The 17784-nt window shown below is 71.4% G+C and carries 17 protein-coding genes; 5 read left to right on the top strand and 12 right to left on the bottom strand.

Annotation, left to right across the window (positions count from 1 at the left end; genetic code table 11):
• The first annotated feature begins 64 nt into the window (after nucleotides 1-64).
• From SGFS_RS15640 to SGFS_RS15630, 3 genes are read left to right on the top strand one after another with little or no spacing between them, the layout of a single operon-like run.
• Nucleotides 65-1162: an acyl-CoA synthetase family protein gene (locus SGFS_RS15640; protein WP_286250833.1), complete on the top strand. Its 1098-nt coding sequence runs from the start codon at nucleotides 65-67 to the stop codon at nucleotides 1160-1162.
• Nucleotides 1162-2541 (top strand): aldehyde dehydrogenase family protein, encoded by a 1380-nt coding sequence (locus tag SGFS_RS15635; RefSeq protein ID WP_286250832.1) that lies wholly within the window; start codon nucleotides 1162-1164, stop codon nucleotides 2539-2541. The genes SGFS_RS15640 and SGFS_RS15635 overlap by 1 nt, the downstream gene beginning before the upstream one ends.
• Before the next feature lie 17 nt (nucleotides 2542-2558).
• A complete protein-coding gene (locus tag SGFS_RS15630) occupies nucleotides 2559-3983 on the top strand; it encodes an aldehyde dehydrogenase family protein (RefSeq protein ID WP_286250831.1) in 1425 nt (474 codons plus the stop codon).
• A gap of 256 nt (nucleotides 3984-4239) precedes the next feature.
• On the opposite strand, the gene SGFS_RS15620 is transcribed toward SGFS_RS15630, so the two are convergent.
• The 11 genes from SGFS_RS15620 to SGFS_RS15570 all read right to left on the bottom strand — a co-directional run bounded on the left by SGFS_RS15620 (nucleotide 4240) and on the right by SGFS_RS15570 (nucleotide 14530).
• Nucleotides 4240-5052: a 2-keto-4-pentenoate hydratase gene (locus tag SGFS_RS15620; protein ID WP_286250830.1), complete on the bottom strand. Its 813-nt coding sequence runs from the start codon at nucleotides 5050-5052 to the stop codon at nucleotides 4240-4242.
• A 5-nt stretch (nucleotides 5053-5057) separates the two neighbouring features.
• Nucleotides 5058-5996 carry a 3-carboxyethylcatechol 2,3-dioxygenase gene (locus SGFS_RS15615; protein ID WP_286250829.1) on the bottom strand — a complete coding sequence of 313 codons (939 nt, stop codon included), beginning with the start codon at nucleotides 5994-5996 and terminating at the stop codon, nucleotides 5058-5060.
• A gap of 9 nt (nucleotides 5997-6005) precedes the next feature.
• A complete protein-coding gene (locus SGFS_RS15610; RefSeq protein ID WP_286250828.1) occupies nucleotides 6006-6995 on the bottom strand; it encodes a zinc-binding dehydrogenase in 990 nt (329 codons plus the stop codon).
• Nucleotides 6996-7132: 137 nt separating this feature from the next.
• Nucleotides 7133-7513: a GNAT family N-acetyltransferase gene (locus SGFS_RS15605; protein WP_286250827.1), complete on the bottom strand. Its 381-nt coding sequence runs from the start codon at nucleotides 7511-7513 to the stop codon at nucleotides 7133-7135.
• Nucleotides 7510-9090, bottom strand: a complete 1581-nt coding sequence (locus SGFS_RS15600) for an acyl-CoA synthetase (protein WP_286250826.1) — start codon at nucleotides 9088-9090, stop codon at nucleotides 7510-7512. Before SGFS_RS15600 ends, SGFS_RS15605 begins: the two co-directional genes overlap by 4 nt.
• Before the next feature lie 106 nt (nucleotides 9091-9196).
• Entirely contained in the window at nucleotides 9197-10018 is an 822-nt protein-coding gene (gene hcaB, locus SGFS_RS15595; RefSeq protein ID WP_286250825.1) for a 3-(cis-5,6-dihydroxycyclohexa-1,3-dien-1-yl)propanoate dehydrogenase, read from the bottom strand.
• Complete coding sequence (locus SGFS_RS15590; protein ID WP_286250824.1) at nucleotides 10018-10884, bottom strand: alpha/beta fold hydrolase; 867 nt, start codon at nucleotides 10882-10884, stop codon at nucleotides 10018-10020. The genes hcaB and SGFS_RS15590 overlap by 1 nt, the downstream gene beginning before the upstream one ends.
• Before the next feature lie 18 nt (nucleotides 10885-10902).
• Complete coding sequence (locus SGFS_RS15585) at nucleotides 10903-11460, bottom strand: 3-phenylpropionate/cinnamic acid dioxygenase subunit beta (RefSeq protein ID WP_286250823.1); 558 nt, start codon at nucleotides 11458-11460, stop codon at nucleotides 10903-10905.
• 213 nt (nucleotides 11461-11673) lie between these two features.
• The gene (locus SGFS_RS15580) at nucleotides 11674-12885 is read right to left on the bottom strand and encodes an NAD(P)/FAD-dependent oxidoreductase (protein ID WP_286250822.1); all 1212 of its coding nucleotides are present in this window, start codon (nucleotides 12883-12885) and stop codon (nucleotides 11674-11676) included.
• Complete coding sequence (locus tag SGFS_RS15575) at nucleotides 12882-13229, bottom strand: bifunctional 3-phenylpropionate/cinnamic acid dioxygenase ferredoxin subunit (protein ID WP_286250821.1); 348 nt, start codon at nucleotides 13227-13229, stop codon at nucleotides 12882-12884. Before SGFS_RS15575 ends, SGFS_RS15580 begins: the two co-directional genes overlap by 4 nt.
• Nucleotides 13226-14530: an aromatic ring-hydroxylating dioxygenase subunit alpha gene (locus SGFS_RS15570; RefSeq protein ID WP_286250820.1), complete on the bottom strand. Its 1305-nt coding sequence runs from the start codon at nucleotides 14528-14530 to the stop codon at nucleotides 13226-13228. The genes SGFS_RS15575 and SGFS_RS15570 overlap by 4 nt, the downstream gene beginning before the upstream one ends.
• A 197-nt stretch (nucleotides 14531-14727) precedes the next feature.
• Here SGFS_RS15570 and SGFS_RS15565 point away from each other — a divergent pair, with 197 nt between their 5' ends.
• The gene (locus SGFS_RS15565) at nucleotides 14728-15570 is read left to right on the top strand and encodes an IclR family transcriptional regulator (protein ID WP_286250819.1); all 843 of its coding nucleotides are present in this window, start codon (nucleotides 14728-14730) and stop codon (nucleotides 15568-15570) included.
• A 41-nt stretch (nucleotides 15571-15611) separates the two neighbouring features.
• Here the strand turns inward: SGFS_RS15565 and SGFS_RS15560 are convergent, their stop codons facing one another.
• Nucleotides 15612-16181 carry a helix-turn-helix domain-containing protein gene (locus tag SGFS_RS15560; protein ID WP_286250818.1) on the bottom strand — a complete coding sequence of 190 codons (570 nt, stop codon included), beginning with the start codon at nucleotides 16179-16181 and terminating at the stop codon, nucleotides 15612-15614.
• Nucleotides 16182-16429: 248 nt separating this feature from the next.
• Between SGFS_RS15560 and SGFS_RS15555 the strand changes: the two genes are divergently transcribed.
• Nucleotides 16430-17764: an MFS transporter gene (locus SGFS_RS15555; RefSeq protein WP_286250817.1), complete on the top strand. Its 1335-nt coding sequence runs from the start codon at nucleotides 16430-16432 to the stop codon at nucleotides 17762-17764.
• Nucleotides 17765-17784: the final 20 nt, after the last annotated feature.

Here is a 17784-nt window from a genome sequence, read left to right as displayed (position 1 = left end):
CCCTCCCCGCTGGAATGACCGCACCGAGCGTGGCCCGCACGAGGGGCGAGACACCGGAGGCGTCATGATCGACGATATCGACACCGTTCTCGACAGGCCGATCGGAGACGGCCATGACCCGGGCGAGTTCATCAGGGCGGCGATGCGATGGCACTTCGACCCGAGGACAGGGTCGCCGTTCTGGCTGGCGCGGGCGAAGACACTCGATTTCGACCCGCTGACCGATGTCCGGGGGGTCGATGATCTGGCGTTGTTCCCCAACGTGTGCGACGAGCTGCGCGACGTACGCGTCGAGGACCTCGTTCCGCGCGGTTACGGCGACAAGCCGGAGATCTGCGGGATCTTCGAGAGCGGTGGCACGACCGGCCAGCCCAAGCGCGTGGTCCTCCTGCGGGACTGGTTCCGCAAGTCGCAGGAATGGCTCGACTCGACCCTGGACGCGCACGGCGCGCCGAGGGGCGCGAACTGGCTGATGATGTTTCCCACCGGTCCGCACATGGGCGGCTACGCGTATGCGCGGCTCGCCAAGGATCGCGGTGGCCACGCGTTCTCGATCGACATGGACCCGCGCTGGGTCAAACGACTCATCTCCTCCGGCCGCACCGAGGACGCCCGCGCCTACGCCGACCATCTGCTCGAACAGGCCCGGCACGTGTTACGCAGCCAGGACGTGGGCGTCCTCGCCATCACGCCACCGGTACTCGAACGCCTCGCCGTCGACGACGAGTTGACCGACCTGGTGCGGGACAAGGCCAGGGCGATCATCTGGGCCGGCGCGCACATGGACGCCGGCACCCGTGACGTGCTCGGCAGCGAGGTCTTTCCCGGCCTCCCGCTCATCGGGTTCTTCGGCAGCACGATGATGCTGCACAGCTGCGGACAGCGGGTCACCGAGGACGCCGGGGAGTGCGTCTTCGATCCGCCGGCACCGTTCATCACCTTCCGGGTCGTCGACCCCGACAGCGGGAAACAGGTCGAACACGGCGCCCGCGGCCGGGTGGTGGTCAACCACGTCAGCCGGAGCTTCCTGCTGCCCAACAACCTCGACCGCGACGAGGCCACCCGTGTGCCGGGGCCGCGAGGACAGGTGGGCGACTCCCTGGCGGATGTGACCCCGGTCCAGGTCTTCGACGGCGAAGCCGTGATCGAGGGAGTCTACTGATGAGCGTGATGAGCGACCTCGTCCGACTCGACGCACTGGGCCCCGGCGGCGCGTACCGGTCGAAGAACATCCAGACCGTCAAGGACATCTACGGCGCGCCGTTCGCCGAACTGAGCCTGGTCCCCCCGCTCTTCGTCGCCAGGACCATGTCGGCGCTGCGCAAGGCCGACCCGCTGCCGCTGGAACAGCGCCTGGACGCCATCGCCAGGGCGGGCAAGGCCTTCGCCACCGAAACCGTCGGTGGACTGTCCGTCACGGAGTACCAGCACGCGGTGTGCCGGGTGTCGGGCCTGCCCTGGATCACGACCGAGATGGCCCTCGAATACACCGTGCAGTACACGGATCTCGCCTACCTCAGCTCCCAGGAGGCCCGGCCCACCGGGGCGGTCAACGACTGGCGCGACCCGCGCACCCGCAACGGCGGCGGCGTGTGGGCCCGTCGCGGAAACGTGTTCGCCGTCCACGCCCCCGGCAACACGCCGAGCGCCCACACCCTGTGGCTGCAGTCCCTCGCCCTCGGCTACCGGGTGGCGGTGCGGCCGTCGAGCCGCGAACCGTTCAGCTCCCACCGGTGGATCACCGCCCTGCGCGACGCCGGTTTCGGCGCCGACCAGGTCGCCCTGCTGCCGACCGACCACGCCACCGCCGACGAGGTCGTGCGGGGCGCGGACCGGGCGATGGTGTACGGCGACGACGAGGTGGTGCGCAAGTACTCCTCGATGGCGACGGTGCTGCCGCAGGGGCCGGGGCGGTCGAAGTTCCTCGTCACCAAGGACGCCGACTGGACGTCCTACCTGGACACCATCGTCTCCTCGGTCAGCGCTCACGGCGGAGCCGCGTGCATCAACACCACCGCGGTGTTCGTCGAGGGCGACCCGGCACCGGTGGCACAGGCGATCGCCGAGCGGCTCTCCGTACTCCCCAGCCTGCCGCCGCAGGACCCCAAGGCGGTGCTGCCCGTGAAGCCGATCGAGGAGGCCCGCCGGATCGAGCAGTACCTGCTGGCCAAGGCCGCCGGCACCACCCCCTGGCTGGGCGGCGACGGGATCGTCGACGACCTCGGGGACGGCACCGCGGTGCTGCGCCCCGCCGTGCACCAGGTATCCCGCCCCGATGCCCCACAGACCCGTGTCGAGCAGCGCTTTCCCTGTGTGTGGGTGGCGCCGTGGAGCCCGGAGGCCGGGGTCGAGCCGCTCAAGGACACCGTGGTGCTCACCGCCGTCACCGACGACGAGACGCTCGTGGACCGGCTCATCGACGAGCCCAGCATCGCCAACGTCTACCTCGGCGACCACCCGACGTACTGGCTTCCCCCCGGCATCCCGCACGACGACTACCTCGAATCGTTCCTGATGCGCACGAAGGCCTGTATCCGCTGACCAGGGAAGTGACGTCGGTGATCCACCCCGAACCCACCCATCGCATGCTCATCGGCGGCCGCCTCGTCGGCGCCGAAGGCGGCCTGCTGAGCGTGCTGAATCCCGCCACCGAGGAGATCGTCGGCCACGTCCCCGACGCCGGCGACGCCCAGCTGGACGCCGCCGTCTCAGCCGCGCGACGGGCCTTCGTCACCTGGCGCGCCACACCTGTGGACGAGCGCCGCGCCGTGCTGGCCGCCTGCGCGTCGACCGTCCGCGAGCACACCGGGGAACTGGCCGTACTGCTCACCACCGAGCAGGGCAAACCGCTGGCCGACGCGCGCATCGAGATCACGACCTTCGCCGACTGGCTCGACGCGCACGCCGCCATGGAGTACCCCGACGACGAGATCACCGAGACCGGGACCCACCGCGTCCGGGTGCGCCGCGTACCGCTCGGCGTCGTCGCCGGCATCGTGCCGTGGAACTACCCGGTCGTCCTGGCCGCCAAGAAGATCGGCCCGGCGCTGCTCGCCGGCAACACCATCGTGGTCAAGCCCTCGCCGTACACACCGCTCACCACGCTGCGTGTCGGCGAGCTGCTGGCCGATGTCGTACCCGCCGGCGTCGTCAACATCATCAGCGGTGGTGACAGTCTCGGCCCGAGACTCACCGGGCACCCGGGCATCCGCAAGATCGCCTTCGTCGGCTCCAGCGCGACCGGCCGCAAGGTCATGGCCTCCGCCGCCCGCAACCTCTCCCGCGTCACCCTGGAGCTGGGCGGCAACGACGCCGCGATCGTGCTGCCCGACGTGGACGTGGACGAGGTCGCCAGGCGGGTCTTCTGGACCTGCTTCGTCAACAGCGGCCAGCTCTGCATCGCCGCCAAGCGGGTCTATGTGCACGAGGACGTCTACGACGCGTTCGCGGAGCGATTCGCCGAGCTCGCACGGTCCGTCAAGGTCGGCAACGGCATGGAGGACGGCGTCCAGCTGGGCCCCCTCCAGAACCGCGCGCAGTACGAGAAGGTCGTCGGCCTGATCAAGGCGACCATCGGCTCCGGCGCCAGGCTGCTGGTCGAGGGCGCGATCCCGGACGGCCCCGGCTACTTCGTGCACCCGACCGTGGTGGACGACCCCGCCGACGACGCGGCGATCGTCACCCAGGAGCCGTTCGGCCCGGTCGTCCCCCTGCTGCGGTTCCGGGACGTCGACGACGTCGTCCGCCGCGCCAACGACTCCGAGTACGGGCTCGCCGGCACCGTCTGGAGCCGCGACATCGCGGCGGCCGAGGAACTGGCGGCGCGGATCGAGGTCGGCACCGTCTGGATCAACCAGGAGGCGATCCCGACCCCCGACCTGCCCTTCGGCGGCCACAAGGCCTCCGGCATCGGCGTCGAGAACGGCCTGGAAGGCGTGCTGGAGCACACCGACATCCAGGTCCTGTCCATCCGTAAGGCATGAGGCCGGCCGGGCGGACCGCGCCCGGCGGGCCGTCCGTGCCGCCGGGGCTGCGGTTCAGCTCGCCGAGGCCGCCTCGCCCGGAGTGGCGGAGGAAGGAGGAGCGCTCGCCTCCGCAGCCGAGGGTGAGCGTCTCGTGGTCGACCTGAACAGGGCGGTCACGGACACGGCCGACCAGGTCGTCGGCCGTGTCCCGGAGGGCGAGCAGGCCGCAGCCGTGTCGCCACGTGGGACCCGATGACGACGACCTCGGTCTTCGTCACGTGTCGCCCTTTTCGGAGAAGGCGGCGGTGACCTCACCGAGCGAACTGATCTCGGCGCGCACGCGGGTGCCGGGCGGGGCGGGGACCATGGGGCCGAGCGCGCCGGACAGGACGACCTGGCCCGCGCGCAGCGGCTCGCCGAACTCCCTTGCCGTGCGGGCCAGCCAGGCCAGCGCGTTCAGCGGGTCACCGAGGCAGGCGGCGCCGTTGCCCTCGGAGACGAGCACGTCGTCCGCGTACAGCCGCATGGTGGCCTCGCGGGGCTCGAACTCGTCGAGGGTGAGCCGGCGTTCGGCGAGTACGAACAGTCCGCTGGAGGCGTTGTCCGCGACCGTGTCGGTGAGGCGGATGTCCCAGTCGGCGACACGGCTGTCGACGATCTCCAGCGCGGCGACCGCGTGGTCCACGGCCGCCCGGATCCGTACCGGGTCCAGATCGCCGTCGGCCAGGTCCTCCCTCAGCACGAAGGCGATCTCCGCCTCGGCCTTGGGCTGGAGCAGCCGCCCGGACGGCACCTCGGGCAGGCCCGAGACGTCCATGTCGGCGAACAGCACACCGAAGTCGGGCTGGTCCACGCCGAGTTGACGTTGTACGGCCGGTGAGGTCAGGCCGATCTTACGGCCGACGACGACCGCGCCGGCCGCCAGCCTGCGACGGGTGAGTTCCCGCTGTACGGCGTAGGCGGCGGCGACATCGTGTTCGCCGAGCAGGTCCCGTACGGGTGGGACGGGCCGTCCCTCGTCCAGGGCGGCAGCGAGGCGGGCGGCCGCCCTGGCCACCGCGTCCGTGTCGGCCGGCGGATACGCCATGCCGGTCACCGCCCTTCCGCGGTGGCCACGGCGAACCCGGCGATCCACGCGGGGATGGCCTCGTAGAAGCGGGAGGTCATGTCGTACGGGCCGGTCGCGGCGAGGGACGCGAAAGCGGCGATCCACGCCCGGACCTCGTGGGCGGAGCCGCCCGCCTCCTCGGCCATGCCGTCCACGGTCCAGGAGTCGAACTCCGCCAGCTCACCGCGTTCGAGGTGGTCGAGGAGGCGGTTGTCCCAGGCGGGGTTGATCGGGATCATCGCGGTCGATCCGGCGGCGTAGTCGCGGCCCGCCTGGACGACCCGCTGCTCGCCCTTCGCGCGCTGCTCGGGGGTCGGCGGCCGGCCCTCGATGAGCGCGTCGGCGACGCGGGGCGGCGCTCCGTCCAGCACCGGGACCGGCGGGTCGTGCGAGAGGCCGCCGGAGGCGAGGAACAGCACGCGGCGGTCGAGTGCGGCGGCGGCCTCACCGATCGCCGTGCCCAGGGCCCTGATCCGGCTGACCGGGCCGAGCGGGGTGGCCACCCCGTTGACGAAGACGGGCACGACCGGGACTCGGTCGATGCCGCCGAAGAGGACTTCGAGGGGCTGGGCGAAGCCGTGGTCGACGGTCATGCGGGCGGAGACGGTGAGGTCGATACCGCGGTCGAGCACGCCCTGGGCCAGGGCCTTGGCGGCGGCGGTGTCGACGGACAGCGGGCCGGCGGCCGTGCCGAAGTCGCCCACCGCGTGGGCCTCGGTGGCCAGGCAGAACGGGGGCATCTCCTTGTAGAAGAAGCCGTTGTAGTGGTCGGGTGCGTAGAGCACGACCAGGTCCGGGTCGAAGGCCCGGATGAAGGTCTTCGCGGTCTCGACGGCCTCGTCGACGCGGGCCAGGACCTCGGGCTCCGGGTCGTTCTTGCCGATGAGGGGCGAGTGGGACAACCCGACGGCTGCTGCGGGCATGGGCGTTCCTTACTTCTGCGGGCGGGAGTCCGACGGATGGATGACGAGCTTTCCGGTCAGCCCGCCGTCGATCATGAGCTGGAATCCCTTGTGGATGTCCGTGAGCGGCAGGGTCCGGTCGATCACCGGGCGGGTGCCGGTCGCGTCGAGCATGCGGAGCATCGCGACCAGTTCGGCGCGGGTACCGCCGGTGGAGCCGAGGATGCGCTGCTGGAGGTAGAAGACGCGGCCCAGGTCGGCGGGCGGGTTGGTGCCGCTGGTGGCGCCGGCGATCACGACGGTGCCGCCGGGACGGAGTGACTTCAGGGAGTGCGACCAGGTGGCCTCTCCCACCGTCTCGATCACCACGTCGACCTTCTCGGGCAGCCGCTCCCCGGTGGGTACGGCGGCCCTGGCGCCCCAGCCGAGGGCTTCGGCGCGCTTGTCCTCGCTGCGGCTGGTGGCGTAGACGACGGCGCCCGCGGCCACCGCGAGCCGAATCGCGGCGGAGGCGACACCGCCGCCCGCGCCCTGGACGAGGACCCGGTCGCCCGCGGTGATCCTGGCCTGGGTGAACAGCATGCGGTAGGCGGTGGTCCAGGCGACCGGCAGACAGGCGGCCTCGTCGAACGACAGCCACGCGGGCTTGGGCACCAGGTTGCGGGTGGGGACGGTCAGCCACTCGGCGAACGAACCGTCGTGCCGTTCGGACAGCAGCGCCCGGTTCGGGTCCAGCGTCTCGTCGCCGCGGCCGGCGTCCGGGTCGCCCAGCACCGGGTGGACGATGACCTCGTTGCCGTCCTCGTCGTATCCGGCGGCGTCGCAGCCGAGGATGATCGGGAGCCGCTCGGGCGGATGGCCGACGCCCCGCAGGGTCCACAGGTCGTGCATGTTCAGCGAGGAGGCCATGACACGCACCCGGGACCAGCCGGGCTCGGGTTCGGGTTTCGGTACGTCGCGCAGGACGAGCCCGGACAGGGGATCGGTGGCGCTCTGGGAGATGGCGATAGCGGCAAGCACGAGGGTTACGGTGACCGGTGACCGGGGCCGGGCTCCACTGGTCGTGCCGCTGTACAGCACGGGCGACCTGTGAAAACGCCGGGGCCGACGGCCAGGTCTGCTGCCTGTGCCGTCGGCCGTCGTGGCGGGAAGCGGGATCAGTGGGGCATGTCGTCCAGGGCTGTGGGTAGTTCGGCGATCTCGGGGGGTTCCACCGTGTACAGGACCACGCTGCCGTCCGGCAGGTCCGCCTCCGCGACCCGGCGGAAGCCGCCCGCCTCGAAGGCAGCCTGGGCGGCGATGTCGTCCTCGGCCGGTGCGGCGACCACGCGGCGGCAGCGCGGATCGGCGGCGAACAGCGCCGGGACGAGGTCGCGCAGCAGCCGGCCGGCCTCGGCGAGGTCCTGCCGTACCAGGCGTACGGCGAGGTCGTGCGCGCCGTACGGATAACAGGCCCGCAGGGGGTGGTCCCGCACGCGGTACAGCCGGAGGCCGGGCGGCAGCGGCAGGTCGAGAGCGGTGATCACGGCGGGGCTCACACGGTGTCGGTGGCGGGCGCGGCCTCGGCCATGCGGCGCAGTTCGGCCTTGGCGAGCTTGCCGCTGGCGTTGCGGGGCAGTTGGTCGACGAGCAGGAGTCGGGTGGGGAGCTTGTAGCGGGCGAGGTGCCGGCCGGCGAACTCCCGTACGTCCTCCAGTGTCAGGACCGTTCCGGAGGCGCAGGTGAGGACGGCCTGGACGGTCTCGCCCCACTTGGGGTCGGGGACGCCGATGACGGCTGCCTCCAGGACGCCGGGGCAGGCGGCGAGGACCCGCTCCACCTCGGCGGGGTAGATGTTCTCGCCACCGCTGATGATCATGTCCTTGAGCCGGTCGACGATGTAGTAGAAGCCGTCCTTGTCGCGGTGGGCGACGTCACCGGTGTGGAACCAGCCTGCGTCGTCGAAGGCGGCGGCGGTGGCCTCGGGGTTGTTCCAGTAGCCGGGGGTGACGTTGGGGCCGCGGACGCAGATCTCGCCGCGTGTGTCCGCCTCGTCGATCCTGGCTCCGGTGCCGGGGTGGGTGAGACAGATCTCGGTGTACGGCATCGGGGCGCCGGCCGAACCCGCCTTCTCCTGGGTCAGCCCGGCGGGCAGATAGGTGGCGAAGGGGGCCGTCTCGGTGAGCCCCCACGCCTGCTGGAGCAGGATCCCGCACTCGGCGTAGTCCTTGATCAGCTGCGGAGGCACGGGCGCTCCCGCGACGACGGCGGAGCGCAGGGCGCTCAGATCGGCGTCGGCGAAGCCGGGCACACGGGCGAGGGCGGCGAACATGGCGGGGACGGCGAAGAGACCGTTCACCCGGTACCGGACGAGGTCGTCGAGGCACTGGGCGGGGTCGAAGCCGCGCCGCAGGACGACCGTGCCGCCGCGCAGCAGGGTGCGCAGGGTGAGGGCGTTGAGGCCGCCGATGTGGAAGAGGGGGGCGGCGGCCAGGTTCACGTCGTCGGAGCGGGTGTCGACCATGCTGTCGACGTTGACGGCGTTCCACCACAGATTGCCGTGCGTGAGCATGACGCCTTTGGGGCGGCCGGTGGTGCCGGAGGTGTACATCAGGGCGCCGAGGTCGTCGTCGTGCAGCGGCACCGGTTCGCGGGTGGGCCGCCCGGGGCCGAGCAGCCGCGACAGCGGCGTCCAGACGTCCGAGGCAGCCGTGGCGGCGGCCGGGCAGGCGGGGTCGGTGTCGACGAGGAGGTGGCGACGGGCGGGTACCTCGCCGAGGATCGACTCCACGAGTTCACGGTGGCCCTCCTCCACGACGAGGGTGTGGGCACCGCTGTCCGTGAGGATGTGGCGTACCTCGTCGGCGGCCAGGCGGAAGTTGACCGGGACGAAGACGGCGCCGAGATGCGCGGCGGCGAACAGGGTGTGCAGGAAGACCGCGCTGTTGAAGCCGAGGTAGGCGATGCGGTCGCCGCGGCGCAGCCCCTGCTCGGCGAGCCCGGCGGCCAGCTCGACCGCGGTGCGGCTGAGGTCGGCGGCGGAGAACTCCTGCCCTTCGTAGACGAGGGCGGTGGGCGTCGGGTACTTGGCTCTGCGGTGCAGGGCGACTGCGGGGCTGATGTCGACGGCGGCCATGGCGGCGGCTCCTTCAATGGCTGTCGTGCTCGGTGGCTGTCGTACGGATGCTCGATGACTGTCGTACTCGATGTGTGACGGCCGGCGTACGGGAAACGGAGGATTTCTACAGACCGGTGCCGCCGGCGGCGGTACGGAAGCCTCGTACGGCGATGCCTCCGTCGGCCGGGATGACGGCTCCGGTGACGGTGGCGCTGTTGGCGCGGGAGGCGAGCAGGACATAGGGGCCGGTGAAATCCTCCGGCTCGACGCTGGAGTCGTACAAGGGGATGAGGGGCGGCTGTGCCTCGCCGGAGGCCTCGTTCCTGGCGAAGGAGGCGGCCAGGGTGCGGTGGTGCAGGCCGAGGCTCTCGGGGCCGCTCAGCTGGGTGCGCATGCCGCCGGTGGCGACGCCGTTGACGCGGATCTTGGGTGCCAGTTCGTAGGCGAGCTGGCGGAGCAGTCCGAGGCAGGCGTGTTTGCTGGCGGTGTAGAGAGAGCCGCCGCCGTCGGTGTGGAAGGAGGCGTTGGACAGGGTCATGACGATGCTCCCGCGTGTGGCGGCCAGCTCGCGCCAGGCGGCCTCCACGGCCAGGAGATAGCCCTTGACGTTGATGCCGAACAGTTCGTCGAACGCGTCGGACAGCTCCTCGCCGGTCAGCCGGGTGACGCTGCGGTGGTAGTCCCAGATTCCGGCGTTCGGGACGAGGATGTCGAGTTTGCCGAAGCGCTCCACGGTGGTCTCGACGGCCCGGTGCAGGTCCTCGGGGGAGCGCACGTCCCCGGTGACGGTCAGCACGCCGTCCGGGAGGTCGCCCGGCCGCCCCGTGTCCCGGTCCAGTACGGCGACCCGCGCGCCCTCGGCCAGATACCGCAGGGCGACCGCGCGGCCGATGCCGGAGCCGCCGCCGGTGATCAGGGCGACGTCGCCCTCCAGCCAGCCGCCCATCACCGGGCTCCGAGGAAGTCGGTGACCAGGCGCTCGAACTCGGCCTGCCGCTCCAACTGCACCCAGTGGCCGCAGCCGCCGAAGACATGCAGCTGGACGTCGCGGATCTGCTTGAGCATCAGCTGGGCCCCGTCGAGGGTGATGGTGCGGTCGTCGCGGCCCCAGAGGAGAAGGGTGGGTGCCTTGATCCGGTGGACGCGCTGCCAGAGCGGGTCCATGCCGTGGCGCTTGGCGAAGGCCGCGTTGTAGGCGTGGTAGAAGGCGATGTGGGACTCGTCGAGGGAGGCCTCGTAGCGGGCCTGGACCGTGTCCTCCCAGCGCTTCGGCTCGGCCGTCATGACACGGATGAAGTCCCGCATCTTCTTCACGGTCGGGCCTTCGCCGTTGTAGTAGCGGAACATGGCCTTCTGGCCCTCGGTCGGGGTCGGCCCGAACGGCAGCCAGCCGCCGCCCGGCGCCATCAGCACCAGCTTCTCGACCCGCTCGGGGGCGGCGAGCGCGGTCGCGATGGCGGCGGCACCGCCGAGGCTGTTGCCCAGCAGGTGGAAGCGGTCGACGCCGAGCGCGTCCAGGGTCTGCAGCAGGGCGTCGACCGTGATCTCGGTGATGCCGCGGGCGTCGAGGTCCGCCTCGGTGGGCCGGTAACTGCCGCCGAATCCCGGCTGGTCGGGCAGGACGACCCGGAAGTGCGGGGTGAGGGCGGCCAGGTTCTGGCGGTAGTTGGCCACGGCGCTCGCGCCGGGGCCACCGCCGTGCAGCATCACCAGCACCGGCCCCTCGCCGGCCTCGCTGACCGCGACGGTCCCGAGCGTCGTGTGCACGGTGTGCTCGACGAGCTTCGGCTCTTCAGTCTGTGCAGTGCTCACGTGGGTCTCCGTCGGTCATCACAGGAAGGTGCTGATGTTCTTGGCGAGCAGGACGTTCTGGTCGAGCAGGATCGTGCGGCGGGCGATCAGCAGGCCGCCGTCCCCGGTACGGCGCAGGGTGTCCGTGCGACCGCCGGCGTAGATGTCGACCTCGCGCTCCAGCCGGTTGCGGTAGCAGAGGAACGCCGACTCCGCGATGTACTCGCCGGGCTCGTCGGCCGCCCTGACCAGGACGTTGGTGATCAGGTGCCGGGTCCTTGAGGGCGGATCCTCGGCCCAGGCCATGCCCGAGTCGAAGCGACGGATCCGCCAGGCCAGACTCGCCTTGGTCTCGTCGAAGATCGCCACCTCGCCGGGCGACCCGTCCGCCAGGGCCTGCTGACGGCGCAGCCGGTTCGTGCGCACCGGCGCCCAGTAGTGCAGATCGTCGGCGAACAACTCCAGCCAGTCCGCGTACCGGTGCTCGTCGAGCAGCCGCGCCTCGACGGCGTACAGGCGCTGCACCTCGAAGTGCAGCCGGATGTCGTCGTACGAGACGGCCGAGGGAGTCGTCGACTCCGGGGGGTGGATGCTCATGGGGTGGGTCCTCCTGCGGTCCGCGCTCGGGGGTCATTCCAGCGCGGAGGGGGTGGTTTGGGGAGCGGGTGTGCCGGTGGACGGCACGGCAAGGTGGCGCCGTGAAGGGGCGTGAGGAACCGCGCGACCGGCCACAGACAGCCCGCGGCAGACAACCGACATCACGTGGCAGCCCCTGATCCGGCCGTCCGGGGCGCGGCCCCGGCAACACCTTCAGCGGAGCAGCGCACGCAGATCCGCGCCCTCATCGGCCAGCCGCCCCGCGTCGACGACGATGCCGCGGTCGACGAGCCGCCGCGCGGCCTTCGCGTCCCGAGCCCGGTCGATGGCGGCTGCGGCGACCACCTGGTCCGCGCGCAGCCCGAAGACCGTGAAGGCTCCGCTGCCGGGGTCGCCCCGCACCACGGTCCGCTCGGCCAGAGCCATCGTGCCGACCGCCTCCAGCCGCGAGCCATGGCGATCCGACCAGAACCACGGCGCGCCGTGCTCCGGCACCGGCAGCCCCAGAATGCCGAACGCGGCGGCCTCGCCGTCCCGCTGGGCGGCCTCCCAGTGCTCGTGCCGTACGCGATGGCCTTCCCGCCGGGCGACGTCGCCGACGGCGAAGACGTTCGGGTGGGAGGTGCGCCCACCGGCGTGGACGACGATCCCGTTGTCGACCGTCAGCCCCGCCGCCTCCGCCAACTCCGTGGCCGGCCGGATGCCGATGCCGACGACCACCGTGTCGGCGGCGACGACCCGGCCGTGCCCGACCAGGTGCAGCAGAACCCCCGCCGACCCGCGCTCGACGCGCTCGACACCGGCCGTGATCACCTCGATGCCCTCGTCGGTGTGCCGAGCGTGCAGCGCGCCCGCGATGTCCTCACCGACCACCGCGGCCAGCGGCACGGCCACCGGGTCGATCAGGGTGACCCGGCAGCCCAGGGCGTGGGCGACGGCCGCGGTCTCGGCGCCGATCAGCCCGGCCCCGACCACGGCCACCCGCGCGCCGGGCAGCAGACGTTCGCGCAGCCGCTCGGCGTCCTCCCAGGTGCGCAACGGGTGTACGGCCGGGTCGTCGCCGCCGGGCACGGGGAGTGGACGCGGGGTGCCGCCGGTGGCCAGCACGATCCGGTCGGCGTTCACGACCGACCCGTCGGCCGGCTCCAGGCCACCCGCGTCCCTGCGGATCGCCCGGACCGGGGTGCCCTCGCGCAGGTCGACGCGCCGCTCCTCGTACCACTGCTCCGGGCGCAGCAGGACGTCCTCGCGTCGGGCCTTGCCGAGCAGGACGTCCTTGCTCAGCGGGGGCCGGTCGTACGGCAGTCCGCGCTCGGCGGAGTACAGCACCAGTTCGCCGTCGTAGCCCTGGGCGCGCAGTGCGTCGCAGGTCGAGACGGCGGCCAGGCCCGCGCCGACGACGGCGATGCGCCGCGGGTGGTTCATGCGGTGGCCCCCTGGCCGGGGTGCAGCCAGACGGCGTCGTCGCGGACCTCGACCCGGTGGGTGCGGGCGGCGACGGTGGCGGGCATGCACTGCGGTTCGCCGGACTTGAGGCAGAAGCGGGCGCTGTGCAGCGGGCACTCGACCTCGCCGTTCTCGATCCAGCCTTCGGAGAGGGATGCCTGGCCGTGGGAGCAGGTGTCGTCGAGGGCGTAGTAGGCGCCGTTGTCGTGGAAGACGGCGATGGCGTCACCGTGGCCGGTGCTCTCGGCGGGTACCTTCAGCGCCTCGCCGTCCTCGATGTCGCCCACCTCGGCGACGCGGATACCGGTGCTGGTCGTGCTCATGGGGTGTCCTTCTCCGTGACGTTCTCGTGCCAGGCGGGTGTGTTCATCAGGTCGCGCCAGCGGGTGTAGAAGCCGCGGGCGGCGCCGTCGCTGTAGAGATGGCCGGTGGTACCGGGATGGATACCGTCCTGCGTCTCGAGTCCCAGGCCCATCTGGTAGTTGAGGGTCATGGAGCCGGACACGAAGCCGTGGGCGGTGGCCTGGACCTCCGACCAGTTCTCGCCGTCGTCCTGCTCGAAGATGCCCGTCGGTCCGAACGTGCGCAGGTTGTAGATCCGCTGGGCGTCCTTGACCTCGTCCGGCATCGACCTGTCGACGAGCGTCCAGGCCCACACCTCCATCCGGTCCGGGCCCTTGGGATGCCAGACACGGATGGAGCCGTTGACCGGCAGATAGGAGAAGTTCGGGAAGACCGTGCCGTGGCCGGTGGTCATCGGGCCCTCGACGCGGGCGTCACCGAGACGCTCGCGCAGCGCGTCGTAGTCGTACCAGTCGTGCACGACCCGGTCGTCGAAGCGGCTCTTGGGGTGGGTGGGGAAGCCGTGTCCGTGGCCGAGCGGATCGGTGTACTGCCGTCCCGGTGTCTGCACGATCTCGGTCTTGGGCCCCTTGCCCGTCGGCGACATGACCATCAGCGCCGAGGCGTGCGAGATGTTGACGTGGTACCAGTCGGAGGCGAACTGCTCGGCGGCGAGCTTCCAGTTGCCCTCCAGCACCCACTTGTGCACCCCGCCGACGACCTCGGTGCCTTCCGGGTCGCGGTCGAGCATGGCGTCCAGATACCAGGCGAGGCCGCCCAGCGCCTCGACCAGCGGCGGCGCCTCGGGGTTCCAGGTCGCGAAGACGAGCCCCTTGTACGTGTCGAGCTGCGCGACCTCGATCAGTCCCCACTTCTCCTGCTCGAAGTGGGCGGGGTAGTCCTCGCCGTTGGGTACGTTGATCAGCTTGCCGGAGGTGTCGTACGCCCAGCCGTGATAGCTGCACGTGAACGCCTTCGTGGCGCCCGCGTCGGCGCGGCAGACCCGCATGCCCCGGTGGCGGCAGGCGTTGAGGAAGGCCCGCAGCTTCCGGTCCCGGCCCATCGTGACGATGACCGGATCCTCACCCATGTACGTGGTGAAGAAGTCGCCCGGCTTCGCGAACTGGCTCTCGTGCGCGAGGAACAGCCAGCTCGGCGCGAACACACGGCGCAGCTCCTGCCGGTACAGGCCGGCATCGCCGAAGATCGTCCGGTCGATCAGGCCCCGGTCGAGGTCGAAGTAGGCGCCGACGTCGACGGACGGCTCACGGTGTCGCTCCATGGGCACAGCAGACGTCGGCCGGCGACGCCCTGCCCAGCCACCGTGCCGGGATGTGGAACAGCGCGGGGATTCGATTCAGCCGCATCGTGCGCGCGGGCTTCCCACCCGTTTACAAGCCGGAAACGGTCCCCTAGATTGGACGTGCGTCCATTTTAATGGAACGCCGGATCGTCGTGACCGCTCACCGGGAGCCCCCCATGCCACTCCACTCCCCCCTCCCGCACCACAACGCACCCGCACCGGACACCGCACCGGAACAGCGGACCGCGGTCGACAAGGCGCTCACCCTGCTGAAGTCCCTCGCCGAGATGGACGGCGAGATCGGCGTGAGCGAGCTGGCCCGCCGCACCCGGATGAGCAAGTCGACGACCTTCCGGCTGCTGGGCATCCTGCAGCGCAACGACCTCGTCGAGCGGGTCGGCAGCGACTACCGGTTGGGCGCTCAGCTCATCGACATCGGCAGCCGCGCCTACGGCCCCACCACTCCACTGCTTCAGGAGCGGTTGCTGCCCCACCTGGCGGATCTGTACGAGCTGACCCGCGAGACCGTCCATCTCGCCGTGCTCCACGGCACGAACATCGTCTACGTCAACAAGCTCCACGGTCACCGGGCGGCCCGCTCGCCCTCCCGGATCGGCGCCCGTCTGCCCGCCTACTGCACGGGGGTCGGCAAAGCCCTCCTGGCGTTCGACCACGACGCCGCCGAGGCCGCCATCGAGGCCGGGCTGACCGCGCGCACCGAGTACACCCTCGCCGACCCCTGCAGCTTCCGGGCCGATCTGCGCCGCATCCGCCAGGACGGCATCGCCTACGACCGCCAGGAAGCCGTCCTCGGCCTCACCTGCGTCGCCGTACCGATCATGGGGCCCGCCGGTCGCCCCGTGGCGGCCCTCTCCATCGCGGGCGCGGACCGCCGCTTCGACCCCGCCCGCTTCGCCCCGGCGCTGCGCCGCGTGGCGTACGAGGCGAGCCGGGCAGTCTCCTCGGCGAGGGCGCGGCAGGCGGTACCGGCCGGGATCGGCGCGCTGTCCGGGGCCTGACCCCGCCCGTCGGACGGCACCCGCCGCGGCGGGGCAGTCGCTCAGTGGCGGCCGCCGCCGTGGGTACGGACGACGGTCGTGCCGCTGGTGCCGGGCTGCACCCGGGGCACACTGACCACGATGTGCACCAGGCTCTCGCCGTCCAACGACTCGTACACGTGCGGCCGGTCGCCCGGGTAGCGCACGAAGTCACCGGCCGACAGCTCCACCGGCCCGTCGGCGGGACCGACGCGTACCCGCCCGCTGATCACATACAGGTGTTCCAGCGTCCCCACCGGATGCGCATCACACGGCGCCCCCGCGTCCTCACCGATCCGCACCACGTAGTTCTCGATGACACCGGACCCGTAGATGTGGTCCAACGCCCGGGACTCATAGCCCTCGTGCCGCTCCCAGACGACCTCGTCGCCCCGCTGCACGGTCATCACCTGTTCGCGTTCCGCCACCAGCCTGGTGACCGGCACACCCAGCGCCGCCGCGATCGAGAACAAGGTGTCCACCGTGGGATTACCCGTCCCCTGCTCCAGATTCGACAGCGTCTGTTTCGCCAGCCCCGCCTGTCGGGCCAACTCAGCCAAAGACAGACCACGCTGCTCTCTGAGAAAGCGCACATTACGCGCCACCACACCATTACCTGAAGACACAGCACCACTCTAGGCACAGGTCAGAGAGCAGCGGACCCCGGCCACGGTCGGCACTTCGACGGAGTGCCCACGGCGCGGCCGCCTCCCGCGTGCCGCAGAACGGCACATCCGCGTGCGCGGGTTTCGGCCAGGCCGCACCTTGCTGGCACCAAGTCCCCACTGTGGTGCGGATCACCGGCATCCGAGGCCGCAGTCCCAGCAGAAGTGAGCCGCTCATGTCCGAAAGCGTCAGACCGCTCGCACCCCCCGACACCGCCCCGAGCGACCGGAGCGGTGACAAGCGCACGGTGTCACGGGTCGCCGTCGCGAGCCTCATCGGAACCACGGTCGAGTACTACGACTTCGCCGTGTACGGCACCACCGCCGCACTCGTCCTCGGCCCGGCCTTCTTTCCGGCAGGCAACACCACGCTCCAGACCCTCGCCGCCTTCCTCACCTTCACCGCCGCGTTCCTGGCCCGCCCCGTGGGCGTGGTGCTGTTCGGCACGATCGGCGACCGACTGGGCCGCAAACGGGCACTGGTCATCTCACTCCTCCTGATGGGCGTGGCGACGGTGGGGGTCGGGCTGCTTCCGACGTACGAGACCGCCGGCCTTCTCGCCCCCGTCCTGCTGGTGGCGCTCCGCCTGCTGCAGGGCGTCAGTATGGGCGGCGAGTGGGGCGGCGCGGTCCTGCTGGCCGCCGAGCACGCGCCCCCGGGGCGCCGGGCGATGTACGCCTCGATACCCCAGGTGGGCCCGCTGCTCGGCTTCCTGCTGTCCAGCGCCGTGATTCTGCCGACCCTCTCGATCGCCGGCCGGGACGGCTTCGCCGCCGGGGCCTGGCGCGTGCCCTTCCTGCTGAGCGCCGTACTGATCGTCATGGGGCTGTGGGTACGTACGAGGGTCACCGAGTCCCCGGTGTTCGCGGAGCGGGGACGCACCACGGGTGCCGCGCCCCGGTTTCCGCTCGGCGCTCTGCTCAGGGAACACCCGGGCCGGCTGCTGCTCGGGATCGGCGCGGGCATCGGCGGCTCGTCGGTCTACTACCTGACGATCGTCTACAGCATCTCGTACGGGCCGAAAGCCCTCGGCATCTCCCAGAGCACCATGCTGGCCGCCGCGAGCGCGGGGGCCGTCGCCGCGGCCGCCGTCACCGTGCCAGCCGCCCGGCTGGCCGACCGGGTGGGCAGACGGCCGGTGATCCTCGCGGGCGCGATCGGGTGCGTCGTGTGGGCGCTGCCCATGTTCGCGGCGCTGAACACCCGTGACGGGCTCGTCATCGCGGGCGCGTTCACGGTCGGCCTGGCCCTGTTCTCGTTGATGTTCGCACCGATCGCGGCGTTTCTGCCGGAGCTGTTCCCCGCCCGCCTGCGCTACACCGGCGCGTCCGCGACGTTCATCCTCGCCAACACCCTCGGCGGCGGTTTCGCTCCGCTGGTCGCCACCTGGCTGAACAGCCACTGGGCGTCACCGCTGGTGCTCGGTCTCTACGCGGGCGGGATGTGCCTGATCAGCCTGGTGTGTGTGCTGGCTCTGCCGGAGACCAGGGACGGGGAGTTCGACGTCTGACCGGTGTGGGGGCAGACACA

The organism is Streptomyces graminofaciens (assembly GCF_030294945.1).
Lineage (GTDB): Bacteria > Actinomycetota > Actinomycetes > Streptomycetales > Streptomycetaceae > Streptomyces > Streptomyces graminofaciens.
Note: the sequence above shows the minus strand (reverse complement) of the source record. Positions and strands in the feature narration are given on the sequence as shown.